This is a genomic window from Actinacidiphila yeochonensis CN732 (genome assembly GCF_000745345.1).
Taxonomy (GTDB): Bacteria; Actinomycetota; Actinomycetes; order Streptomycetales; family Streptomycetaceae; genus Actinacidiphila; species Actinacidiphila yeochonensis.
Window position 1 is genome coordinate 483,265 of record NZ_JQNR01000004.1, and the last position, 16,979, is coordinate 500,243.

General features: G+C 73.1%; 23 protein-coding genes and 1 pseudogene. 9 read left to right on the forward strand and 15 right to left on the reverse strand.

Features of this window, described 5'->3' with window-relative positions; translation table 11 throughout:
* Window positions 1-110: 110 nt before the first annotated feature.
* The gene (locus tag BS72_RS08810) at window positions 111-1,046 is read right to left on the reverse strand and encodes an SDR family NAD(P)-dependent oxidoreductase (RefSeq protein ID WP_078901170.1); all 936 of its coding nucleotides are present in this window, start codon (window positions 1,044-1,046) and stop codon (window positions 111-113) included.
* A 221-nt stretch (window positions 1,047-1,267) separates the two neighbouring features.
* Between BS72_RS08810 and BS72_RS08815 the strand changes: the two genes are divergently transcribed.
* Entirely contained in the window at window positions 1,268-2,194 is a 927-nt protein-coding gene (locus BS72_RS08815; protein ID WP_037908471.1) for a LysR family transcriptional regulator, read from the forward strand.
* Between the two features lie 168 nt (window positions 2,195-2,362).
* Here the strand turns inward: BS72_RS08815 and BS72_RS08820 are convergent, their stop codons facing one another.
* The 4 genes from BS72_RS08820 to BS72_RS08835 all read right to left on the reverse strand — a co-directional run bounded on the left by BS72_RS08820 (window position 2,363) and on the right by BS72_RS08835 (window position 5,160).
* Window positions 2,363-3,013, reverse strand: coding sequence for a uracil-DNA glycosylase (locus BS72_RS08820; RefSeq protein ID WP_198545828.1), 651 nt, complete (start codon window positions 3,011-3,013; stop codon window positions 2,363-2,365).
* A 125-nt stretch (window positions 3,014-3,138) separates the two neighbouring features.
* Entirely contained in the window at window positions 3,139-3,549 is a 411-nt protein-coding gene (locus BS72_RS08825) for an arsenate reductase ArsC (RefSeq protein WP_037908473.1), read from the reverse strand.
* Window positions 3,542-4,738 carry an ACR3 family arsenite efflux transporter gene (gene arsB / locus BS72_RS08830; protein ID WP_407638948.1) on the reverse strand — a complete coding sequence of 399 codons (1,197 nt, stop codon included), beginning with the start codon at window positions 4,736-4,738 and terminating at the stop codon, window positions 3,542-3,544. Before arsB ends, BS72_RS08825 begins: the two co-directional genes overlap by 8 nt.
* A gap of 14 nt (window positions 4,739-4,752) precedes the next feature.
* The gene (locus tag BS72_RS08835) at window positions 4,753-5,160 is read right to left on the reverse strand and encodes an ArsR/SmtB family transcription factor (protein ID WP_037908475.1); all 408 of its coding nucleotides are present in this window, start codon (window positions 5,158-5,160) and stop codon (window positions 4,753-4,755) included.
* A gap of 93 nt (window positions 5,161-5,253) precedes the next feature.
* Between BS72_RS08835 and BS72_RS08840 the strand changes: the two genes are divergently transcribed.
* Window positions 5,254-5,685 (forward strand): ArsI/CadI family heavy metal resistance metalloenzyme, encoded by a 432-nt coding sequence (locus tag BS72_RS08840; RefSeq protein WP_037908476.1) that lies wholly within the window; start codon window positions 5,254-5,256, stop codon window positions 5,683-5,685.
* Between the two features lie 28 nt (window positions 5,686-5,713).
* On the opposite strand, the gene BS72_RS08845 is transcribed toward BS72_RS08840, so the two are convergent.
* Both BS72_RS08845 and BS72_RS08850 read right to left on the reverse strand, forming a co-directional pair.
* Window positions 5,714-6,646: an LLM class flavin-dependent oxidoreductase gene (locus BS72_RS08845; RefSeq protein WP_037908479.1), complete on the reverse strand. Its 933-nt coding sequence runs from the start codon at window positions 6,644-6,646 to the stop codon at window positions 5,714-5,716.
* Window positions 6,647-6,786: 140 nt separating this feature from the next.
* Window positions 6,787-7,254 (reverse strand): ATP-binding protein, encoded by a 468-nt coding sequence (locus tag BS72_RS08850; RefSeq protein WP_037908481.1) that lies wholly within the window; start codon window positions 7,252-7,254, stop codon window positions 6,787-6,789.
* 125 nt (window positions 7,255-7,379) lie between these two features.
* Here BS72_RS08850 and BS72_RS08855 point away from each other — a divergent pair, with 125 nt between their 5' ends.
* The 3 genes from BS72_RS08855 (at window position 7,380) to BS72_RS08860 (ending at window position 8,729) form a co-directional block, all read left to right on the forward strand.
* Window positions 7,380-8,228: a helix-turn-helix domain-containing protein gene (locus tag BS72_RS08855; protein ID WP_063836009.1), complete on the forward strand. Its 849-nt coding sequence runs from the start codon at window positions 7,380-7,382 to the stop codon at window positions 8,226-8,228.
* Window positions 8,206-8,427, forward strand: a complete 222-nt coding sequence (locus BS72_RS33835; protein ID WP_078901172.1) for a DUF397 domain-containing protein — start codon at window positions 8,206-8,208, stop codon at window positions 8,425-8,427. The genes BS72_RS08855 and BS72_RS33835 overlap by 23 nt, the downstream gene beginning before the upstream one ends.
* Window positions 8,428-8,507: 80 nt before the next feature.
* Window positions 8,508-8,729, forward strand: a complete 222-nt coding sequence (locus tag BS72_RS08860; RefSeq protein ID WP_037908483.1) for a DUF397 domain-containing protein — start codon at window positions 8,508-8,510, stop codon at window positions 8,727-8,729.
* A 34-nt stretch (window positions 8,730-8,763) separates the two neighbouring features.
* Here the strand turns inward: BS72_RS08860 and BS72_RS08865 are convergent, their stop codons facing one another.
* Both BS72_RS08865 and BS72_RS08870 read right to left on the reverse strand, forming a co-directional pair.
* Window positions 8,764-9,021, reverse strand: a complete 258-nt coding sequence (locus BS72_RS08865; RefSeq protein ID WP_037909661.1) for a WhiB family transcriptional regulator — start codon at window positions 9,019-9,021, stop codon at window positions 8,764-8,766.
* A gap of 256 nt (window positions 9,022-9,277) precedes the next feature.
* Window positions 9,278-9,832 carry a hypothetical protein gene (locus tag BS72_RS08870; protein ID WP_037908484.1) on the reverse strand — a complete coding sequence of 185 codons (555 nt, stop codon included), beginning with the start codon at window positions 9,830-9,832 and terminating at the stop codon, window positions 9,278-9,280.
* A gap of 120 nt (window positions 9,833-9,952) precedes the next feature.
* Between BS72_RS08870 and BS72_RS08875 the strand changes: the two genes are divergently transcribed.
* Together BS72_RS08875 and BS72_RS08880 are read left to right on the forward strand one after the other, a co-directional pair.
* Window positions 9,953-10,429, forward strand: coding sequence for a hypothetical protein (locus BS72_RS08875; RefSeq protein ID WP_198545830.1), 477 nt, complete (start codon window positions 9,953-9,955; stop codon window positions 10,427-10,429).
* A gap of 144 nt (window positions 10,430-10,573) precedes the next feature.
* Entirely contained in the window at window positions 10,574-11,257 is a 684-nt protein-coding gene (locus BS72_RS08880) for an IMP cyclohydrolase (protein ID WP_037908489.1), read from the forward strand.
* 45 nt (window positions 11,258-11,302) lie between these two features.
* Here the strand turns inward: BS72_RS08880 and BS72_RS08885 are convergent, their stop codons facing one another.
* The 3 genes from BS72_RS08885 to BS72_RS08895 form a co-directional block, all read right to left on the reverse strand.
* Window positions 11,303-11,815 (reverse strand): GNAT family N-acetyltransferase, encoded by a 513-nt coding sequence (locus BS72_RS08885; RefSeq protein ID WP_037908491.1) that lies wholly within the window; start codon window positions 11,813-11,815, stop codon window positions 11,303-11,305.
* Window positions 11,816-11,914: 99 nt separating this feature from the next.
* Window positions 11,915-12,898: a phosphotransferase family protein gene (locus BS72_RS08890; protein WP_037908492.1), complete on the reverse strand. Its 984-nt coding sequence runs from the start codon at window positions 12,896-12,898 to the stop codon at window positions 11,915-11,917.
* A 137-nt stretch (window positions 12,899-13,035) separates the two neighbouring features.
* Complete coding sequence (locus BS72_RS08895) at window positions 13,036-13,611, reverse strand: TetR/AcrR family transcriptional regulator (RefSeq protein ID WP_078901273.1); 576 nt, start codon at window positions 13,609-13,611, stop codon at window positions 13,036-13,038.
* A 100-nt stretch (window positions 13,612-13,711) separates the two neighbouring features.
* On the opposite strand from BS72_RS08895, the gene BS72_RS08900 reads away from it, so the two are divergent.
* Both BS72_RS08900 and BS72_RS08905 read left to right on the forward strand, forming a co-directional pair.
* Window positions 13,712-14,632 (forward strand): zinc-binding dehydrogenase, encoded by a 921-nt coding sequence (locus BS72_RS08900; RefSeq protein ID WP_078901274.1) that lies wholly within the window; start codon window positions 13,712-13,714, stop codon window positions 14,630-14,632.
* 314 nt (window positions 14,633-14,946) lie between these two features.
* Window positions 14,947-15,231, forward strand: coding sequence for a hypothetical protein (locus BS72_RS08905; protein ID WP_037908493.1), 285 nt, complete (start codon window positions 14,947-14,949; stop codon window positions 15,229-15,231).
* 81 nt (window positions 15,232-15,312) lie between these two features.
* On the opposite strand, the gene BS72_RS08910 is transcribed toward BS72_RS08905, so the two are convergent.
* From BS72_RS08910 to BS72_RS08915, 3 genes and pseudogenes are all read right to left on the reverse strand, one after another.
* Window positions 15,313-15,774: a GNAT family N-acetyltransferase gene (locus BS72_RS08910; RefSeq protein WP_407638962.1), complete on the reverse strand. Its 462-nt coding sequence runs from the start codon at window positions 15,772-15,774 to the stop codon at window positions 15,313-15,315.
* Between the two features lie 165 nt (window positions 15,775-15,939).
* Window positions 15,940-16,314, reverse strand: a pseudogene (locus tag BS72_RS39815) (DUF6924 domain-containing protein); the annotation flags it as partial.
* Between the two features lie 89 nt (window positions 16,315-16,403).
* Complete coding sequence (locus BS72_RS08915) at window positions 16,404-16,976, reverse strand: hypothetical protein (RefSeq protein WP_157856183.1); 573 nt, start codon at window positions 16,974-16,976, stop codon at window positions 16,404-16,406.
* Window positions 16,977-16,979: the final 3 nt, after the last annotated feature.

A 16,979-nucleotide genomic window follows, 5' to 3' on the forward strand; every position in this document is an offset into this window, starting at 1 on the left:
AGGTGCGGCCCCCGGGGAGGTGGCGCCGAGGGGCGGAATCGCGTGGCGCCGCGACGGAAACCGGCCGCCGGGGCGCGCCGGAGGGGCGGAGTCGTGCGGTGCGCCGCATGTCACGGCGCCCACGGCAGGACCTCGCCGTCGCGGACCAGTTCGCCGTAGTGCGCCGGGTCGACCGGGCCGAGTGCCAGGGCCAGCAGCGCAACGGCCGCCTGCGCCGCAGTCGGGGCGCCGCTGACGTCCCACCACAGCGCGGAGGTCGGGGTGTTCATCATCCCCGGGCACACCGAGGCCAGCAGGATGCCGCGCCTCGCGTCCTCCTCGCGCCGCTGCCCGGCCAGCGCCCGCACCGCCGCCACCTGACCGATCTTGGACGGGATGTTCACGAAACCGGGCCAGGCGCCCGCCCGCGCGCTGCCGTCCCTGACCTCGTCGCGCCACGCCGCCACAGCGGCGTCCACCGCGTCCAGCGACGTCAGGCCGTCGAACCGGTCGTGCAGCACCGGCGCCAGGTAGTGCAGTCGGCCCAGGGAGCTGGCGACGACCAGGAACCGGCCGCCGTCGCGGAGCAGTGGGGTGAAGGCGCGCAGCAGGCGGGTGGTGCCGAAGTTGTTGACCTCGGTGTAGGGCGCCACGACCTCGCGCGGGTCGTCGTCCGGGCCCACCCGCATCACGGCGTTGCCGACCACCACGTCCACGCCGCCGTGCCGCTCGCGCAGGACGGCGGCCAGCCGGGCCGGCGCGGCCGGGTCCGTGACGTCCAGGACCTCGGCGCGCACCCGCGCGCCCCCGGCGGGGAGCGCGGCCACCGCGTCGGCGGTCCGGCCGGGGTCGCGGCCGGTGAGGTAGACGGTGTCCTGCGGGCCGAGGCGCTCGGCGAGCCCCTCGGCCAGCGCCAGTCCGAGACCCTGGGTGGCGCCCGTGACCAGCGCGACCCTAGGTGCCGGCGCACCGGCGGCGGCCGGCGCGGTGGAGGCGGCGGTTCCGGCGGCCTGGGTGGCGGGCGTGTGCGAGCCGGGCCGACCGGACGGGGTGGACGCTGTGGACATCGGGGCCTGCCTTCTGTCGTGGAGTTCTCGACGGATGAGCGGTGGCCGGAGGGCGCACCTCACGGGTGGCGGTCCCGGCCGGTACGCGGAACGGAAGGGACGCCGGAGCCCCCGTGGGGGGAGGCAGCCGCCCGCCGGGGCGGTCCGGGCACGTCCAGGCTAGGCAGGACGCGGGCCATGCCGCCAGCGAGAGATGATCAGACCTGGTATGCGTATACCTCATGACCCTCGCTGACGCCTCGCTCACCGCGCTCCGGGTGTTCCGGGAGGTCGCGGAGCGCGGCACCCTCACCGCGGCCGCCGCCGTCCTCGGCTACACCCAGTCCGCCGTCTCACGCCAGATCGCCGCCCTGGAGCGGGCGGCCGGCGCGCCGCTGCTGGAGCGCCATCCGTCCGGAGTGCGGCTGACGCCCGCCGGCCACGTGGTGCTGCGCCGGGCCGTCGCCGTCGTCGCCGAAGTGGACGCCGGGGCCAGGGAGCTGGCGGGCATGCCGGACCGGCCGGCCACGGTACGGCTCGGCTGGTTCGCCAGCGCCGGCGCCCTGCTGGTGCCGAGAGCGCTGGCCGCGCTGAGCCGCAGCCACCCGGCGGTCACCGTCGTCACCCGCGAGGGCAGCACTCCGGCGCTGGTCCGGGCGGTACGGGCGGGCACCGTCGACCTCGCCCTGCTGGCGTCGGCGCCGCCCTTCCGGCCACCCGACAGCGAGGCACCCGCTCTGGCGCTGCGCACGCTCACCGAACGGCCGCTCCTGCTGGCCCTGCCCGCCGGCCACCCCCTCGCCCGGGGTGAGGGGGTCGACATCGTCGACCTGCGCGGTCAGCGGTGGATCGCGGCGCCGCGCGCGGGCGAGGACCAGCTGATGGGGGTGTGGCCGGGCCTGGACGAGCGGCCCGAGATCGTCCACACCGTCCGCGACTGGCTGGCCAAACTCGCCCTGGTGGCCGAGGGTTTCGGGCTGACCACGATCCCGGCGTCGCTGGCCGGGGCGGTGCCGCCCGGGGTCCGCGTCCTTCCCGTGCGGGGCGGCCCGCAGGAGCAGCGCCGCCTGCTGCTGGCCCGCCTCCCCGGCCCCTTGGCGGAGCCGGCGGCGCTGCTCTCCGACGCCCTGCGGGCGGCGGCGGTGGAGACGTCCGCGCCGTTCGGTTGAAGCCTCCCGGACTCCGACATCGACGTCCGACGCACGGCGCCCGACGCCGGCGCCCGACGCCCGACGCCCGACGCCCGTCGCGTGGCGCCCGTCGCGTGGCGCCGAGTGCGGGGAAGGGGCGCCGTGACGGCCGCGGACGACGGGAAGGCGCGTGCGAGCGCAAGTTCCCTACTGGTGAGCGGCGTTGAACTCGGCGAGCTGCTCGGTGAAGAGGCGGGCGCCGCCCTGCGCGGGGTGGCGCACCGCCACCGCGTCGATTCCGGCCCGGGCCAGCGCGCCCTGCGCCTTGCGGCCGACCGCGACGAACGACGTGATGCCGAACGCCTCCGCCAGCGCCAGGGCGACGGGCGTGCCGGTGGCGACCTCGGCCGCCCTGGGCGCCCGGTTGGTGGCCGAACGGCCCATCTCGTGAGGGTGGTTGGGGTAGATCGCCCACATCAGGGGCAGCGGCCCCCGCCACGCGGCCAGCGCCCGCCACACGATGCCGGAGGAGGCCTCCCACTCGGCGGCGGGGTGGTCCGGCACGTCGAAGCCGTCGCCCTCCGGCGAGCCCGTGACCAGCCCGGGCCGGGTGGCCAGTTGGCGCATGCTGGTGAACGGCACCCCCGAGACGACGTGCCCCCGGTAGCCGGGCGCCTCGCCCACCAGCGCCACCCGCGGCCCGATACCGGCCATCAGCGCGTGGTAGCGCCGCAGGTTCCGCTCGCGCAGCCGGCCCTCCGGCTCGGGACCGTAGAGGAACGCGGCGTCGTCCGGCACCGGGATCGCGCGCAGCAGCTCCCAGAACCTCCGCGTGTCGACGCCTGCCACTTCCGCCACGCCCTTTCCGGAGCTGAACCCGCCCTCGGACGGGTCCGTCGGACTGGAATCCTACGTGCCGCGCCGGACACGGCCCAGGGCCCGGCCGTCCGGCGCGTTCCGCCGTCCCTGCTGGACGGCCCCGGTCACAGCTCGTCGATCAGCGCCCGGACCCGGCGTTCGATCTCGTCGCGGATCGGACGGACCGCCTCCACGCCCTGCCCGGCGGGGTCGTCGAGGGCCCAGTCGAGGTAGCGCTTGCCGGGGAAGACCGGGCAGGCGTCGCCGCAGCCCATCGTGATGACGACGTCGCAGGCCCGCACGGCGTCGGCGGTCAGCACCTGCGGCGCCTGCGCGGTGATGTCGATGCCGGCCTCGGCCATCGCCGCGACGACGGCCGGATTGAGGTGGTCGGCGGGCGCGGAGCCGGCCGAGCGCACCTCGATCCGCTCCCCGGCGAGGTGGCGGAGCCAGGCGGCCGCCATCTGCGAACGGCCGGCGTTGTGCACGCACACGAACAGCACCGAGGGCTTCACGGCGGCGGGGACGTCAGACATGGGCGGGTCCCTTCGGGACGGTGGCCTGCTCGCCCGCCGGAGCCGGAGCCGGAGCCGGAGCCGGGGCGGGGGAGGGGGTCGGGAGCGGGAAGTAGCGGCGTGCCCTGAGGGCGACGTGGACGAGGCCGATCAGGGCGGGTACCTCGATGAGCGGGCCGACGACCCCGGCGAGGGCCTGGCCGGACGAGGCGCCGAAGGTGGCGACCGCGACGGCGATGGCCAGCTCGAAGTTGTTGCCCGCGGCGGTGAACGCCAGCGTGGTGGCGCGCGGATGGTCCAGCCCGACCGCGCTCCCCAGCGCCATGGACCCGGTCCACATCAGCGCGAAGTACGCCAGCAGCGGCAGCGCGATCCGCGCGACGTCGACGGGGTGGCCGGTGATGGCGTCCCCCTGGAGGGCGAAGAGCACCACGACGGTGAACAGCAGCCCGTACAGGGCGAACGGGCCGACCCGGGGGAGCAGCCGCGCCTCGTACCAGGTGCGGCCCCTGGCCCTCTCGCCCAGGCGCCGGGTGAGGAACCCGGCGGCGAGCGGGATGCCGAGGAAGACCAGTACGGAGCGGGCGATCGTCCACGCCGACACCCCCAGCGCGGTCTGCTCCAGGCCGAGCCAGCCGGGCAGCACGCTCAGGTAGAACCAGCCCAGCAGGCCGAACGCGAGCACCTGGAAGACGGAGTTGAGGGCGACCAGGACGGCCGCCGCCTCGCGGTCGCCACAGGCGAGGTCGTTCCAGATGACGACCATGGCGATGCACCGCGCGAGGCCGACGACGATCAGTCCGGTGCGGTACGCGGGGAGGTCTGGCAGGAGCGCCCAGGCGAGGGCGAACATCAGGGCCGGGCCGACCACCCAGTTCAGCAGCAGCGACGGCACCAGCAGGCGCCGGTCGCGGGTCACCGTGCCGAGCCGGTCGTAGCGGACCCGGGCGAGCACCGGGTACATCATCACCAGCAGGCCGAGGGCGATGGGCAGCGAGACACCGGTGACCGTCACCGCCGCGAGCGCGCCCCCGAGGCCGGGTACCAGGCGGCCCAGCACGAGGCCGGCGGCCATCGCCGCGAGAATCCACAGTGCCAGGTAGCGGTCCAGGAAGGACAGCCGGCCGGCGACGGGACCGGCGGGCCCGGGACCGTGGGGCTCGGTGATACCGGTGGGTGCGGGACCGTTGGGCGCCGGGCCGTCGGGCACAGGCTCACCCCGGCTCATCGGTCGGCCTCGGCGGTCCCCACCTGCGGGTGCCCGGCGGCGCGGGAGAGGTCGGCCGGGCGGGTGAGGACGGCGGCGAGCCGGTCGGTCATCCCGGGCAGGAGCCGGTAGTACACCCACGTGCCGCGCCGCTCGGAGGCGATCAGCCCGGCCTGCCTGAGCAGCTTGAGGTGGTGGGAGATCGTCGGCTGGGAGAGGTCGAACGCGGGGGTGAGGTCGCAGACGCACACCTCGCCGCCGGAGCGGGAGGCGATCATCGACAGCAGGCGCAGCCGCACCGGGTCGCCCAGCGCCTTGAACACCCTCGCGAGGGTCTCGGCCTGCTCCGCGTCCAGCGGCGCGGCCAGCAGGGTCGGGCAGCACCCGGTGTCCTGGCCGATCACCTCAAGCTCTTGATTCGACATGCTTCTATATTGACGCCCGTCGATCCACGACGCAAGCTTGTATCGACAGACGTCAATAAGATGACGTCCGCGCAGAGTGTCAGGAGCCGAGCCATGTCCCGCGTCCAACTCGCTCTGAACGTCGCCGATCTCGAAGGATCTGTGGCCTTCTACTCCAGGCTGTTCGGCGTCGAGCCGGCCAAGCGCCGCCCCGGCTACGCCAACTTCGCCGTCGCCGAACCCCCGTTGAAGCTCGTCCTGATCGAGGGCGAGCCGGGCCAGGACACCCGCCTGGACCACCTCGGCGTCGAGGTCGAGACCACCGCGCAGGTCGCCGCGGCCACTGACCGCCTGCGGGAAGCGGGCCTGGCCACGTTCGAGGAGAACGACACCTCCTGCTGCTACGCCCTCCAGGACAAGGTCTGGGTCCACGGCCCCGGCCGCGAGCCCTGGGAGGTCTACACCGTCAAGGCCGACGCCGACACCCCCGCCAAGAGCCCGGTCCCGGGCGGCGGGGCCGGCGGCACGTGCTGCGCGGACGCCTGAGGGCTGCCCCCCGTGCTCCCCGGCGGAGTCAGCGGGCGGCGTTCGACAGCCGCGCGCGCACCCGGTCGGCCGCGTCCAGGTGCGCCTCGCGGACGACGTAGCGGGTGATGCCCCAGCGGCGTTCGTGTTCGGCCCAGGCGGCGCCGATCTCCTCCGGCGTGCCCACCCACGCGTAGGGCGAGGCGAGCACCTCGGCCGCGGTGCAGTGGAATCGCCCGGCGATCTCCCGCGCCGCGGCCTCGGCGTCGTCGGTGACCTCCACCAACTGGACGAGCGCCTCGCGCTCGGGTGCCTCGGCCCGGCCCGCAGCCCCCCGCTCGACGAGGTCGACCTGGCGGTCGATGTCCGCGCCGTTCCACCGCGTCTCGTGCATGTGCCCGTCGGACAGGGTGCGTCCCAGCCCGCTCAGCCCCACGACGTCCGCGTGCTCCCCGGCCCAGCGCAGCAGGGCGGTGTTGCCGCCCCCGAAGGTGAAGGGCACCCGGCGCTGGACCGGGCGGGGTCCGTCGAGCCGGGCCTCGCGGGCTCGTACCTCCGGACCGTCGACGGTGACGGTCTCGCCTGCGAGGAGCGCGCGGCACGCCTCGGCCACAGCCTGGAACCGTCGGACACGCCCCGCGACGTCGGGCCGTTCCGCGCCCAGCATCTCCCACTCGGCCGGGGTGTGGCCGGCCCCGAGGGCCAGCCGTGCCCGTCCACCCGAGACGAGGTCCAAGGTGGCGACGTCCGAGGCGAGCAGCAGCGGCTCGCGGACACCCGCCTGGGAGACGTAGGAGCCCAGGCCGATACGCTCCGTCGCCGTGGCGGCGGCGGCCAGCGCGACGAAGGGCGCGGCAGCGGTGCCCGGGTGGTCGGCCGCCAGCAGGGCGTCGTAGCCGCCCGCCTCCACGCGTCGGGCCAGGGCGATCCAGGAGGCGGCGTCACGGGGCTGGGCCTGAACGGAGACAACGGGCGGCTGCATGGCCAGGAGACTACGTCCGCCGACCGGCGCCGGACGATCTTTGCGCGCACAGCGAAACCCGCCGGGTCCTCGGCTCCCACCAGCCCGGTCCCACATGATGCACAGTCACACATGTGCCGAGCCCCCGTGTGACAACCGGCCTACGCGTCGACCGGTCCGTCCGGCGCGACCTCGTTCAGGTCGCCGATGTGCGCCCACACCAACTTTCCCGGCCCCGGGCGCGGCTCGACCCCCCAGCGGTGCTGCGTCAGCGCGTCCACGAGGGCCAGGCCGCGCCCGCCTTCGTCCTCGTCCATTGCGGCGCGGGGCCGTGGCCAGGTCTCGTCGGCGTCGTGCACCTCGATCCGCAGACCGCGCCCGTACTGCGTGTACCGGGTCTCGACCAGCCGCCCCGCCGGCGTCCGTGCGTGCCGTACCGAGTTCGTCACCAGTTCTGACAGGACGAGTTCGGCAGCATCGGCAAGCTCCTCCAGTCCCCACTTCGCGAGGGCGACCCGCAGATCCTCCCGGGCCCGCCCGACGGTGCGCCGGGTGCGCGGCCAACGGCTGACGACTTCCGGACGGCCCGTCTCGGGGGCATTGGATGCGGCAGGGGGCGGAGTTCGCATGATGATCCTCTGATACGTCGTTCGTCGCACTGTGTAGATGACTATTCACAGCGTGACGCGGCCGACGTTAGTCTTGACAGCCATCTGGGCTCTCCAAATGGCCTTGTCAACAGAGGGGTTGGCACGTGGAAAACCTGTCGGAGCATCAGTCGTCGGAAGACCCGCGAGTCGCCTACGGCCGCGAGCTCGTCCTCCGGCGGGAGGCGGCGCAGCTCACGCAGCAGGCTCTCGGAGAGCGGGTGATCCTGTCGCCGTCGATGATCGCCCACATCGAAGCGGGTCGCCGAAAACCACGCCTGGACGACGCGAAGCGGCTCGACCGCGAGCTGGGCACGGATGGCTTCTTCGTCCGCTTCCTGCCGACACTCAACGGGCGAAGGTTCGCTGACCACTTCATGCTGGCGGCTGAGGCGGAGCAGCGGGCGACGTCGATCGAGGAGTACGCAGTATCGCTTGTACCGGGCATCCTCCAGGTGGACGGGTACGCTCGCGCGCTCTTCCAGGCGCAGCACGCCAACTACGTTCCGGAGGAGGTTGACAAGCTCGTTGTCAACAGGCTTGCGAGGGCCGAGATCCTGGACGGCTCTGATGGGCCGACGGTATGGGTGATCCTCAACGAGAACGTGTTGCGCGCCGAGGTGGGCGGGCGCGAGGTGATGGCCCGGCAACTCGGGCACATCGCCGAAATGGCCCGGAACGGCCGGGTCCTGGTACAGGTCGTCCCGCACTCGGCAGGTGCCCACGCGACGATGGTGAGCATGATGTCGCTCATGCGGTTCGACGACGAACCGGACGCTGTGTACGTCGAAGGGCTCTACACCGGTACTTTTGTCGATGACCCGGCGATGGTCGAGCAGTACAGAGCGGCCTACGATCTTGCCAAGGCCGTAGGGCTCTCACCTGAGGCATCCCTGGGCCTGATCGAATCGGTGGCGAAGGAGTACGAGTCCCATGACCGCGAGGCACATTTCTGACGCGTCCGTTGTGTTCACCGCGTGGCGGAAGTCCAGCTACAGCGGTGGTGACAACGGCAGTTGTGTAGAGGTGGCGGATCTGACCGGCGAGACGGCAGTGCGGGACAGCAAGGACCCGTGCGGTCCTGCGCTGGTCTTCGGGCCGGGCGCGTGGACGGCCTTCGTGGGTGCGGTGAAGGCCGGACGCTTTCCTGCCTGAGAGCTGAGCGGACGCCAGGTACGTCCAGGAGCGCTACACCGGTACTTGACTTGGTCGACGACCCGAGGAGTACGAGTCCCATGACCGCGAGGCACATTTCTGACGCGTCCGTTGTGTTCACCGCGTGGCGGAAGTCCAGCTACAGCGGTGGTGACAATGGCGACTGTGTAGAGGTGGCGGACCTGCCCGGGGTGACGGCGGTGCGGGACAGCAAGGACCCGTGCGGTCCTGCGCTGCTCTTCGGGGCGGGCGCGTGGGCGGAGTTCGTGGGCGCGGTGAAGGCCGGACGCTTTCCTGCCTGACGCCGTCCCTCCCGGGCGTTCGGTCCCGACAGCTCTACGCGTTGCGGCTGCGGTTGCGGCTGGTGCGGCGCTTCCACGCGCGGCGCTCGGCCTCGCTCAGGCCGCCCCAGACGCCCGAGTCCTGGCCGGTCTCCAAGGCCCAGTCGCGGCACTGCCCCATCACGGGGCAGCGGTGGCACACGGTCTTGGCCTTCTCGATCTGCACGAGGGCGGGGCCGGTGGCGCCGACGGGGAAGAACAGCTCCGGGTCCTCGTCGCGGCAGGCGGCACGGTTGCGCCAGTCGGTGGTCATGGCCATGATTCCTCCGTCGTTCGTGGGTCGCCGGTTTGCGGATGGCGGTTGAGGGCAGCAGAGGTCGGCTCGCCCTTCGGGTCGAACTCCCGCGCCCCCGCGCGAACCTTGCTCTCTCTACTGCGGCTTGCCGGTGAGACGGAAGCGAATCTTTTTGACAGCTGGTGTTTTGGCGGAACCCGGAGCATGCTCCGGACCCGCGAGGCGAGGTCCGCGAGAGCGGCGTGTCCGTTCGGCGGCCGGGCCGCGGGTGATCTCAGGCCGGTCCGGTGGTCTCCGCCAGGGCTGCGGCGAAATCGGCGAGGGCGGTGAAGTCGTCGACCCGCAGGCCGATCCGCGGATTGACGTGGTGGAGAAGGGCGGCGGAGGAGTGGTGGGCTGCCACGTGGGCGTGGTCGGCGTCACCCTGCTCGTCGTCGACCCAGGCGAACGGCCGGCCGTCGGCGTGGGCGAGCAGCGGCTCGCACTTCCAGTGCACCCCGTCCGGACGCTCACGGAGCAGGGCCTCACCGAAGTCGACGAACGGCAACGTGGGCAAGCCGAGCGCGGGACCGATCCAGCGATTGGCGTCGTCCATCCACGCGGTGGCCCAGCACAACTGGTATCCGAGCGCCAGCAGCATCCTGCCGTGGGCGGGGTTGAGCCACACCCGCAGCGGCTTCGCGGCAGACCGCCGCGGACCGGAGAGTGGGCCGTTGACGCGCTCCCGGGGTACGCGGATGGTGATGTAGCCCTCGGGCCGGCGTTCGGGCTGAGCCGCATAGGGATTCAGAGGTCCGTCGACGTCCAGGAACAGCAGCGGTCGATTCATCTGGTGCCCCTCGCTCCCGAGTTGGCGTGTCGCGCGGCATGCGCTCCTGGAGTCCTGCCACCGTCCGCGACGGCCGACCCGTACTCGACGGCTGTCCTACCGCCGTGGAGGATGGTCCGCATGCCTGCCCCTTACGAGCGTCCCGAGCACCGGCGCGTCCTGCCCGGTGAGTACCCCCTGTGGGACGGGGCCCTCGCCCTCCTCAACCGGGATCTGGCCGTGACCATTCCCGAGCAGGAACCCCTCCGGCTGCTGGCTCTGCGCCCCTGGGGTGCGGACGAGCCGGAGGATGTGTACGTCGCCCTGGCCAACGGCGAGTGGCACGGCAACAACCTGCAACCGGGGTCGGCGGACGACCCCGCCTACGCACTGTCCGCCGTCGCCGACGCGGCGCAGGACACCGTCATGGAGCGTCTGTGGCGGGTCTGGCCCCTGTGCGCCGAGCACGGCCTTGGTATGCATCCGCAGGATGCGGACGGGCGGATCGTCTGGTGGTGCGCGGGGGAGCGGTCGCGTCGCGGACCGGCCCACGTACGTGCCGCCGTGGGCGCGCTCGACACCCTCGTGCCCGCACGACGCCGTAACAGGAAGAAGTAGAGGGCGAGTTGGTGTCGGCGCGGCCAGCGCGGGAACCGGACGCACGGACCCGCGCTAGCCTTCGGGTCGGATGCGCGGGCGTTCTCCGTGTGGCGAGGTGAAGTGCTGCCGTCCCTCCCGTCGGACACTGGAGTGGAGTGCGAAATGGACGACTTGGGCGCGGTGCTGAAGGAGAACCCGTACCCCGGGCGCGGTGTGCTGTGGTGTGTGACGGGGGATGGGACGCGGCTGGGTGTGTACTTCCTGACCGGCCGGTCGCCGGCGTCGCGCTCCCGTTCGCTCCGGCTCGACGGACGAGGGGACCTGGTGGTCGCCGCCCGGGAGAAGGGCGTCCACGATCCGCTGCGCCACTACGTCGCCGCCCGGCAGCAGGGGGACTGGCTGGTCTACGGCAACGGGGAGCAGGTCGCCGTGGTCGCGGGCCGTCTCGCCGGAGGGGAGCCCACCCGGGACGCGCTGGACGGCCTGGACTACGAGCCGGACCCGCCCGTCTTCACCCCTCGGATCACGGTCGTCGCGGGCGGCCCGACGGGTGGCGAGGCGTGGTTCGGTGCGGCCCGCCGGAGCAGCGGGAAGCGTGCGGCCACCGACCGGATGACCCTGCGGGTGGCCGACGCCGACCCCGGTGAGGGCGTCCTCGTGACCACGTACCGCTCCGACGTCCGTACGGTGGAGACCGGCGCACCGTACACCGAGGTGCGGACGGCGGCCCGGGACCGCGAGGCTCTGCTGGACGAGGTGTGGAGCTCCCTCGACCCCGGACTGCGCGTCGCCGCAGCCGTCTTCGAACCTGGGGCTCTCGGCAAGGCCCTCATCCGGGAGTCCTGACCGGCCCCGCAGGGAACATGCGGGGCTATCCGCCAGGGCCGGGCGTCACGCCCCGTCCATCGGCGGGAGCACCAGGTCGCGCTGGTACCAGGTGCCCTGTCTGCCGCCGAGGGAGGTGGGGTCGGCCGGGCCGATCGGGACGAACCCGGCTTTGAGCAGCACCCGTTGGGAGGCGGTGTTCGCGAGGGCGGCGGCTGCCATGAGCGTGCGGAGCCCGTGCCGCGCCGCTGCCAGGCCACACAACTCCCGCACCGTGGCGGTCGCCACACCTCGGCCCGTGACCTTCTGGGCCACCCGGTAGCCGAGTTCGGCGATGCCGTCCGCGACGAAGCCGAGGTTGAACCGGCCGACGACCGAGCCGTCCTCGGCGACGAGTACGTGGAAGGCGCCGAGGCCGGCCTCCTGTTCGGCCAGCAGGGAGCGGTACTGCTCGGCGAACCGGTCGAAGTAGGCGTCACCCCGGTCGGAGATGGTGGCGGCGAAGTAGGCGCGGTTCGCCACCTCGAAGGCCAGGACCGGCGCGGCGTGTTCAGCGCGCAGGGGCTGCAACTCGGGCATCCCCCCACCGTAGCCGCCCCGGTGTCCCGTGCTGGAGCTCTTACCGATGTCCCCGGAGTCCGGTCCGCCACCGCTGTCCCGTAGGCCGCTGATCCGGGATCAGGCGTAGCGTGCGAGAAGCGCCTCGACGTACGCCTCCAGCCGGCCGGCCAGCAGCTCGGGAGTCAGATCCACGCGGCCCACCTCGCGCCAGGGGCCGGCGACCTTCTCGGCGTCCGGGGCGAAGGCCAGGGCGTCGAGCAGCCGCCAGTAGAGATGGGCGGCGCGGTCCTCTGCCAGCGTTCCTCCCGCCGCGACGTACAGGTCGGCGAAGCGCATGCCCGCCGGGACTCCGTGCAGCAGGGCCAGGGCTGTCGAGCAGTGCGCCACGTCGAGGTCGGCCGGCCCCCAGGAGGTCTCCACCCAGTCGACGACGCCGCTGATCCGCAGGGCGTCTCCCTCGCGGGTGAAGAGGACGTTGCCCGGATGGAAATCCCGGTGCAGGAAGCAGGCCCGGTACTCCGGGGGCTCGCGGCGGATCACGTCCACCGCCCGCTGCCACACCTCGGGTCGGGCGGTGCTCTCGGGCAGGTTCACCCGCTCGGGAGAGGTCCACGCCTGGTAGGCGCGGGGCCGTTCCTCCGCTGCTACCGGCACCCGGTGGATGGCCAGGAGTTGGCGTGCCAGGAGCTCGGCACGGCGGTCGGCCCCCTCGTCGTCCAGGCGCACCGATCCGGGCAGCAGGGACATCAGCAGGGAGGGGTGGTCGCACCAGCGCGCCGTCGCGTCCACGGCCACCAGCTCGGCCGCCGACACGTCCGTACCGCCGAGCAGCCGCAGAACGGCGGCCTCGCGGGTCAGCAGGCCCTCGGCGTGCCGGACGAAGAAGGGCTTCACGAACGACCGCAGGACCAGCGACCGTTGGCCGCCCGGACCGGAGACGTCCAGGCGGCGCATCTCCGAGGTCCAGCCGCCACGCAACCGTTCGACGCCTTCGACCCGCTCCGCGTCGGGGAGTCCTTTCTCCACCCACGCGCGCGTCGCGCCCCAGCCGTGGTCCTCAAGACCCGCACCGCTGCGCCCGGCCCCCACGCCCGTTCCCATGGAAGCAGATTATCCGCCGTGATCGACGGACGCGTCACCGGCTTTGCGAGGCGGCGGACCCCCATGCCTGTGGTCCGGTTGGCGCCTCGGCCGGAGGCGGCCGGGGGCGGCCGGGGGCGGCCGAAGAGCGGAGACGGTCAGTCACCCCGGAGCAGCGCCATGGCCGTCTGCTGGACGGAACGGGTGAAGCGGCGGGGGTCGTCGGGCGGAGTGGTGTGGCGGATCAGGTCACCGTCGAAGACGGCGAGTACGGCGTGCGCCACGAAGTCGGCGTCGAGGTCGGAACGTCCCTCGGCGAACAGGCCGCTGAGGTGGCGGTGCCAGAACTGGTAGCTGGGATCGTCGTACTTGCCCTCGGCGCAGGCCTGTCCGTGCGCGGACAGCAGGGCGGCGTTCCCCTCGGCGATCGCGCCGAGCCCGTCGAGGAACGCCGGCAGTCGCTCGGCGGCGGGCGCCCCCGGCCCCAGGGGAGGGGGTCCGCTCGTGACCGCGTCGCGCAACTGCCGGGACCGCTCCTCCAGCAGTGCCTCCAGCAGTCCGGCGCGGCTGCCGAAGCGGCGGAACACCGTTCCCTTGCCGACCCCGGCGAGCGCGGCGACACGATCCAGCGACACGTGGTCCCCGCCGCCCTCGGCCAGGAGCTGCTCGGCCGCGCTGAGCACCGCGCGACGGTTGCGGACAGCGTCGGCGCGTTCGGCGCGCTTTTCGGCCATCGACACCTCCCCACTGGACGGACCGGCGGTCGGCACCATACCGTGCTGCATCCGGACTGTCGGTCCGGATGTGCTGCTCCACGGAGGAGGACTGATGGACATGCGCGCGCTCGTCGTCGATCCCGGCGTACCCGGCTCCCTGCGTCTCGGGACAGCCGCGGAGCCCCGCCCGGCACCCGACCAACTCGTACTCGACGTACGGCACATCTCGCTCAACCGCGGCGAGGTGGCGTTCGCCGGGCAGCGTCCGGCCGGGACCGTCCACGGCTACGACGCCGCCGGTGTCGTCGTACGGGCCGCAACAGACGGCAGCGGCCCGCCAGTCGGCGCCAGGGTCGCCGCCTTCGGCGCCGGGGCGTGGGCGCAGCGGATGGCGGTGGACACCACCGCGGTGGCCGAAGTCCCGGCCCGGGTAGCCCTCTCCGACGCCGCCGCGCTGCCCATGGCCGGCGTCACCGCACTCCGCACGCTGCGCTCCCGCTCCGTCCTGGGCCGACGGGTGCTGATCACCGGCGCGGCCGGCGGGGTCGGCCGTTACGCGGTCCAACTGGCCGCCCTGGGCGGCGCCCATGTGATCGCCTCCGTGGGATCGGCCGCGCGTGCCGAGGGGCTGGCCGAACTCGGCGCCCACGAGGTGGTGGTCGGCCTGGACGGCATCGACCGGCCGGTGGACCTCGTCCTCGACAGCGTCGGGGGCGCTCAGCTCGTCGCGGCCTGGGAACTCCTCGCCCCGGGCGGGGACGTACGGAACATCGGCTGGGCCTCGGGCGAACCGGCGGTCTTCGCGCCCTACTCCCTCTTCTCCGTCGGACCGTCCAGGACGATGAGCACGGTCGGTGACATCGACGCGTTCGGCCCGGACCTGGCAACCCTGCTGGAGTTCGTCGCGGCCGGGAAGCTCTCCCCGGAGGTCGACTGGCGCGGCTCCTGGGAGCGCGTCGCCGATGCCGCCCAGGCGCTGCTGGACCGGCGTATCGCCGGCAAGGCCGTCCTCGACGTGGAGCCGGCGGCGTCCGACTGACGACCGACCACGGTCGAACGGCACGGAAAGGAGGCGCCCAGTGCGGGTCGCCCCCGGCCACCCTGGTTGTTTCCGTCTCCCCAGCCGCTGACGGTAAGGCGGCAGCCGCACGGAAGAATTCCGCTGGCGCTTCCGTCATGTGGCAGTAGGGCCTCATGGGTCGACGAAATTCCGCATGGCGAGCGGATGCTGAGGACGGCTTGAATTCCCCTTGGGAATTCCCTGAGATCGTTTTACCGTTCGAGTGGGTCGTGCGACGGAATCCGGAGGGAATTCCTCCGTGATCCGGTTGCGCGGACAATCATGGGGGAGCAATGACCATCCGTTCGAACGCCGCCCGGATCCTCGCCGTCGGCGCCCTTGCCTGCGCGGGCTTCGCGGCAGCCGCCGGCACGTCCTCGGCGGCCGTGGCGCCGGCGAACTTCCACAACGACGTGACGCCGGCGAACTTCTACACCGATGTCGCGCCGGCGAACTTCCACAACGACGTGACGCCGGCGAACTTCTACACCGACGTGGCGCCGGCGAACTTCTACACCGATGTCGCGCCGGCGAACTTCTACACCGACGTCGCGCCCGCGAACATTTACAACGAGTAGGCACCGCGGTGTGACGCTCCGGGCCGGGGCGCGCTGGACGCGCGACCCGGCCCGGGTTCCCTACTGTGCCCGCGCGGTCGCTCAGCCGACGCGGCGGGCCAGGACCTGGCCCGGCCAGGTCCCGGAGAGGAAGGGCTCCGTGCGGGTGAAGCCGGTGCGCTCGTAGTAGGCGACCAGTTCGCCCCCGCCGCCCGCCCAGCAGTCGACCCGCAGCAGCGTCAGGCCCGCGCGCCGGGTCTCCTCCACCGCGTGGGCCAGGAGTGCCGCGCCGATGCCCCGGCCGGCGTACCGGCGGTCGGTGATCAGCAGCCGGACGTAGCGTTCGGGTTCGGCGGCGGGCGGGATCGGCATCTGCGGGCTGGGTCCGGAGCCCAGTACCAGGGCGCCGACCGGGACGCCGTCCAACTCCGCTACGAAGGCGTCCTGTTCGGTGGCGTACTGCTCGACTCGCCGTACCCCGCCGGGTTTCCGCGAATAGGGTGTCGTGCCCCACTGCTCGGTGTTCCCGCGCGCGTTCATCCACACGATCGCGCCGTCGAGCATGTCAAGGATGGCGGGCGCGTCGGCGAGGCCGCCCGGGCGGACGCGTAGGCCAGGTGTCGTCTCGTTCACGGCGGAAGGGTAGGCCGAGTGCGGCGCGGCCGGTCGGCCGGCTGCCTGGAGCTGGGCCAGTGCGGCCAGATGCCGGGCGGGCAGCCGGTAGACGCCGGCGTCGTCGAGGCAGACAAGGTAGTCGTCGAAGCCCCGGTTCCCGATCGCCAGGTTGCCGATGACCGACGGGAACGCGGCGGCGGCGACGCGGAGCGTACGGCCGGGCTCCTCTCGGACGTCGACCAGCAGCAGCGGACGCTCGGCGGAGGAGAACGTCGCGGCGTCGGCGACGACGAGTACCGCGCAGTGCCCGCCGTCCGGGACCAGCGCCACCAACTCGGCCATGGAAAGGCCATGGTGGGAGGGGTCGGCGACAACGGACACCCAGTCGCCGCCGACCTCCTCCACCAGGGCCTGCCACGCCGCGTCGTCGGTGAAGTCGCCGCGCAGGAAGGGCGCGAAGCCGGTGTCGGGGAGCGGAACTCCGGGCACGTGTCCTCCAGGACGCGGGGAAGTCGGGTCAGGGTAAGGGCGTTACGAGGCCGCGCGGTGGTCTCCGGTGAAGAGGTGCCGTCCTCGCCTCAGACCGGCAGGCGTACGGTCAGGGCGTGGTCGCGGACCGGCATCAGGCAGCCCCGACTGGCCGAGCACGCGCCGTAGCTGAGCGAGAGGCGCGCGGTCGTGGGGGAGCCCGTCACGCGGGCCGGCAGGCGGAGGGTGACCGGGCCGTCGGGGTAGACGGGGAGCGTCACGTCGAGCGCCGGGACGCGCAGACCGTGGGCGGCGTCGTCGGAGGTGACGGGACCGGTCGCGACGAGCGGTGCGGCGACGCTCAGTCGGGTGGGGATGCCCAGGCCGTCCACGCCGCCGTCCGGCAGCGACAGGCTGTACAGGTGGAAGCCGGCCTGCCGTGGCCGCAGCGTCGCCGTGATCCGCACCTCGTGCCCGCCGGAACGGCTCACCTCCACCACGGCTTTGACGCCACCGGCTGTGAACTCGGCCAGCGTGCCCGGATGGTTGGCGCCCGAGCCGCAGCCGACGGCCGCCAGTACCGCCGTCAGAGCCGTTCCGGCGGCCTGGAGCCGGGCCGCAGCCCGTCCGGACCTGACAGGGCGGCCGCCGCTCCCCGGGGCCGACGTGGCCTTCGACGTCATGGT

What these genes read in the sequence shown, in the direction of transcription:
- BS72_RS08870 (WP_037908484.1), bottom strand. Translation starts at nt 9,832, where the DNA reads ATGAATCGACCGCTGCTGTTCCTGGACGTCGACGGACCTCTGAATCCC.
- BS72_RS08895 (WP_078901273.1), bottom strand. Translation starts at nt 13,611, where the DNA reads ATGGCCGAAAAGCGCGCCGAACGCGCCGACGCTGTCCGCAACCGTCGC.
- BS72_RS08900 (WP_078901274.1), top strand. Translation starts at nt 13,712, where the DNA reads ATGCGCGCGCTCGTCGTCGATCCCGGCGTACCCGGCTCCCTGCGTCTC.
- BS72_RS08875 (WP_198545830.1), top strand. Translation starts at nt 9,953, where the DNA reads ATGCCTGCCCCTTACGAGCGTCCCGAGCACCGGCGCGTCCTGCCCGGT.
- BS72_RS08880 (WP_037908489.1), top strand. Translation starts at nt 10,574, where the DNA reads ATGGACGACTTGGGCGCGGTGCTGAAGGAGAACCCGTACCCCGGGCGC.
- BS72_RS08860 (WP_037908483.1), top strand. Translation starts at nt 8,508, where the DNA reads ATGACCGCGAGGCACATTTCTGACGCGTCCGTTGTGTTCACCGCGTGG.
- BS72_RS08890 (WP_037908492.1), bottom strand. Translation starts at nt 12,898, where the DNA reads ATGGGAACGGGCGTGGGGGCCGGGCGCAGCGGTGCGGGTCTTGAGGAC.
- BS72_RS33835 (WP_078901172.1), top strand. Translation starts at nt 8,206, where the DNA reads ATGACCGCGAGGCACATTTCTGACGCGTCCGTTGTGTTCACCGCGTGG.
- BS72_RS08835 (WP_037908475.1), bottom strand. Translation starts at nt 5,160, where the DNA reads ATGTCGAATCAAGAGCTTGAGGTGATCGGCCAGGACACCGGGTGCTGC.
- BS72_RS08810 (WP_078901170.1), bottom strand. Translation starts at nt 1,046, where the DNA reads ATGTCCACAGCGTCCACCCCGTCCGGTCGGCCCGGCTCGCACACGCCC.
- BS72_RS08845 (WP_037908479.1), bottom strand. Translation starts at nt 6,646, where the DNA reads ATGCAGCCGCCCGTTGTCTCCGTTCAGGCCCAGCCCCGTGACGCCGCC.
- BS72_RS08915 (WP_157856183.1), bottom strand. Translation starts at nt 16,976, where the DNA reads ATGACGTCGAAGGCCACGTCGGCCCCGGGGAGCGGCGGCCGCCCTGTC.
- BS72_RS08815 (WP_037908471.1), top strand. Translation starts at nt 1,268, where the DNA reads ATGACCCTCGCTGACGCCTCGCTCACCGCGCTCCGGGTGTTCCGGGAG.
- BS72_RS08905 (WP_037908493.1), top strand. Translation starts at nt 14,947, where the DNA reads ATGACCATCCGTTCGAACGCCGCCCGGATCCTCGCCGTCGGCGCCCTT.
- BS72_RS08840 (WP_037908476.1), top strand. Translation starts at nt 5,254, where the DNA reads ATGTCCCGCGTCCAACTCGCTCTGAACGTCGCCGATCTCGAAGGATCT.
- BS72_RS08865 (WP_037909661.1), bottom strand. Translation starts at nt 9,021, where the DNA reads ATGACCACCGACTGGCGCAACCGTGCCGCCTGCCGCGACGAGGACCCG.
- BS72_RS08910 (WP_407638962.1), bottom strand. Translation starts at nt 15,774, where the DNA reads ATGCTCGACGGCGCGATCGTGTGGATGAACGCGCGCGGGAACACCGAG.
- BS72_RS08825 (WP_037908473.1), bottom strand. Translation starts at nt 3,549, where the DNA reads ATGTCTGACGTCCCCGCCGCCGTGAAGCCCTCGGTGCTGTTCGTGTGC.
- BS72_RS08850 (WP_037908481.1), bottom strand. Translation starts at nt 7,254, where the DNA reads ATGCGAACTCCGCCCCCTGCCGCATCCAATGCCCCCGAGACGGGCCGT.
- BS72_RS08885 (WP_037908491.1), bottom strand. Translation starts at nt 11,815, where the DNA reads ATGCCCGAGTTGCAGCCCCTGCGCGCTGAACACGCCGCGCCGGTCCTG.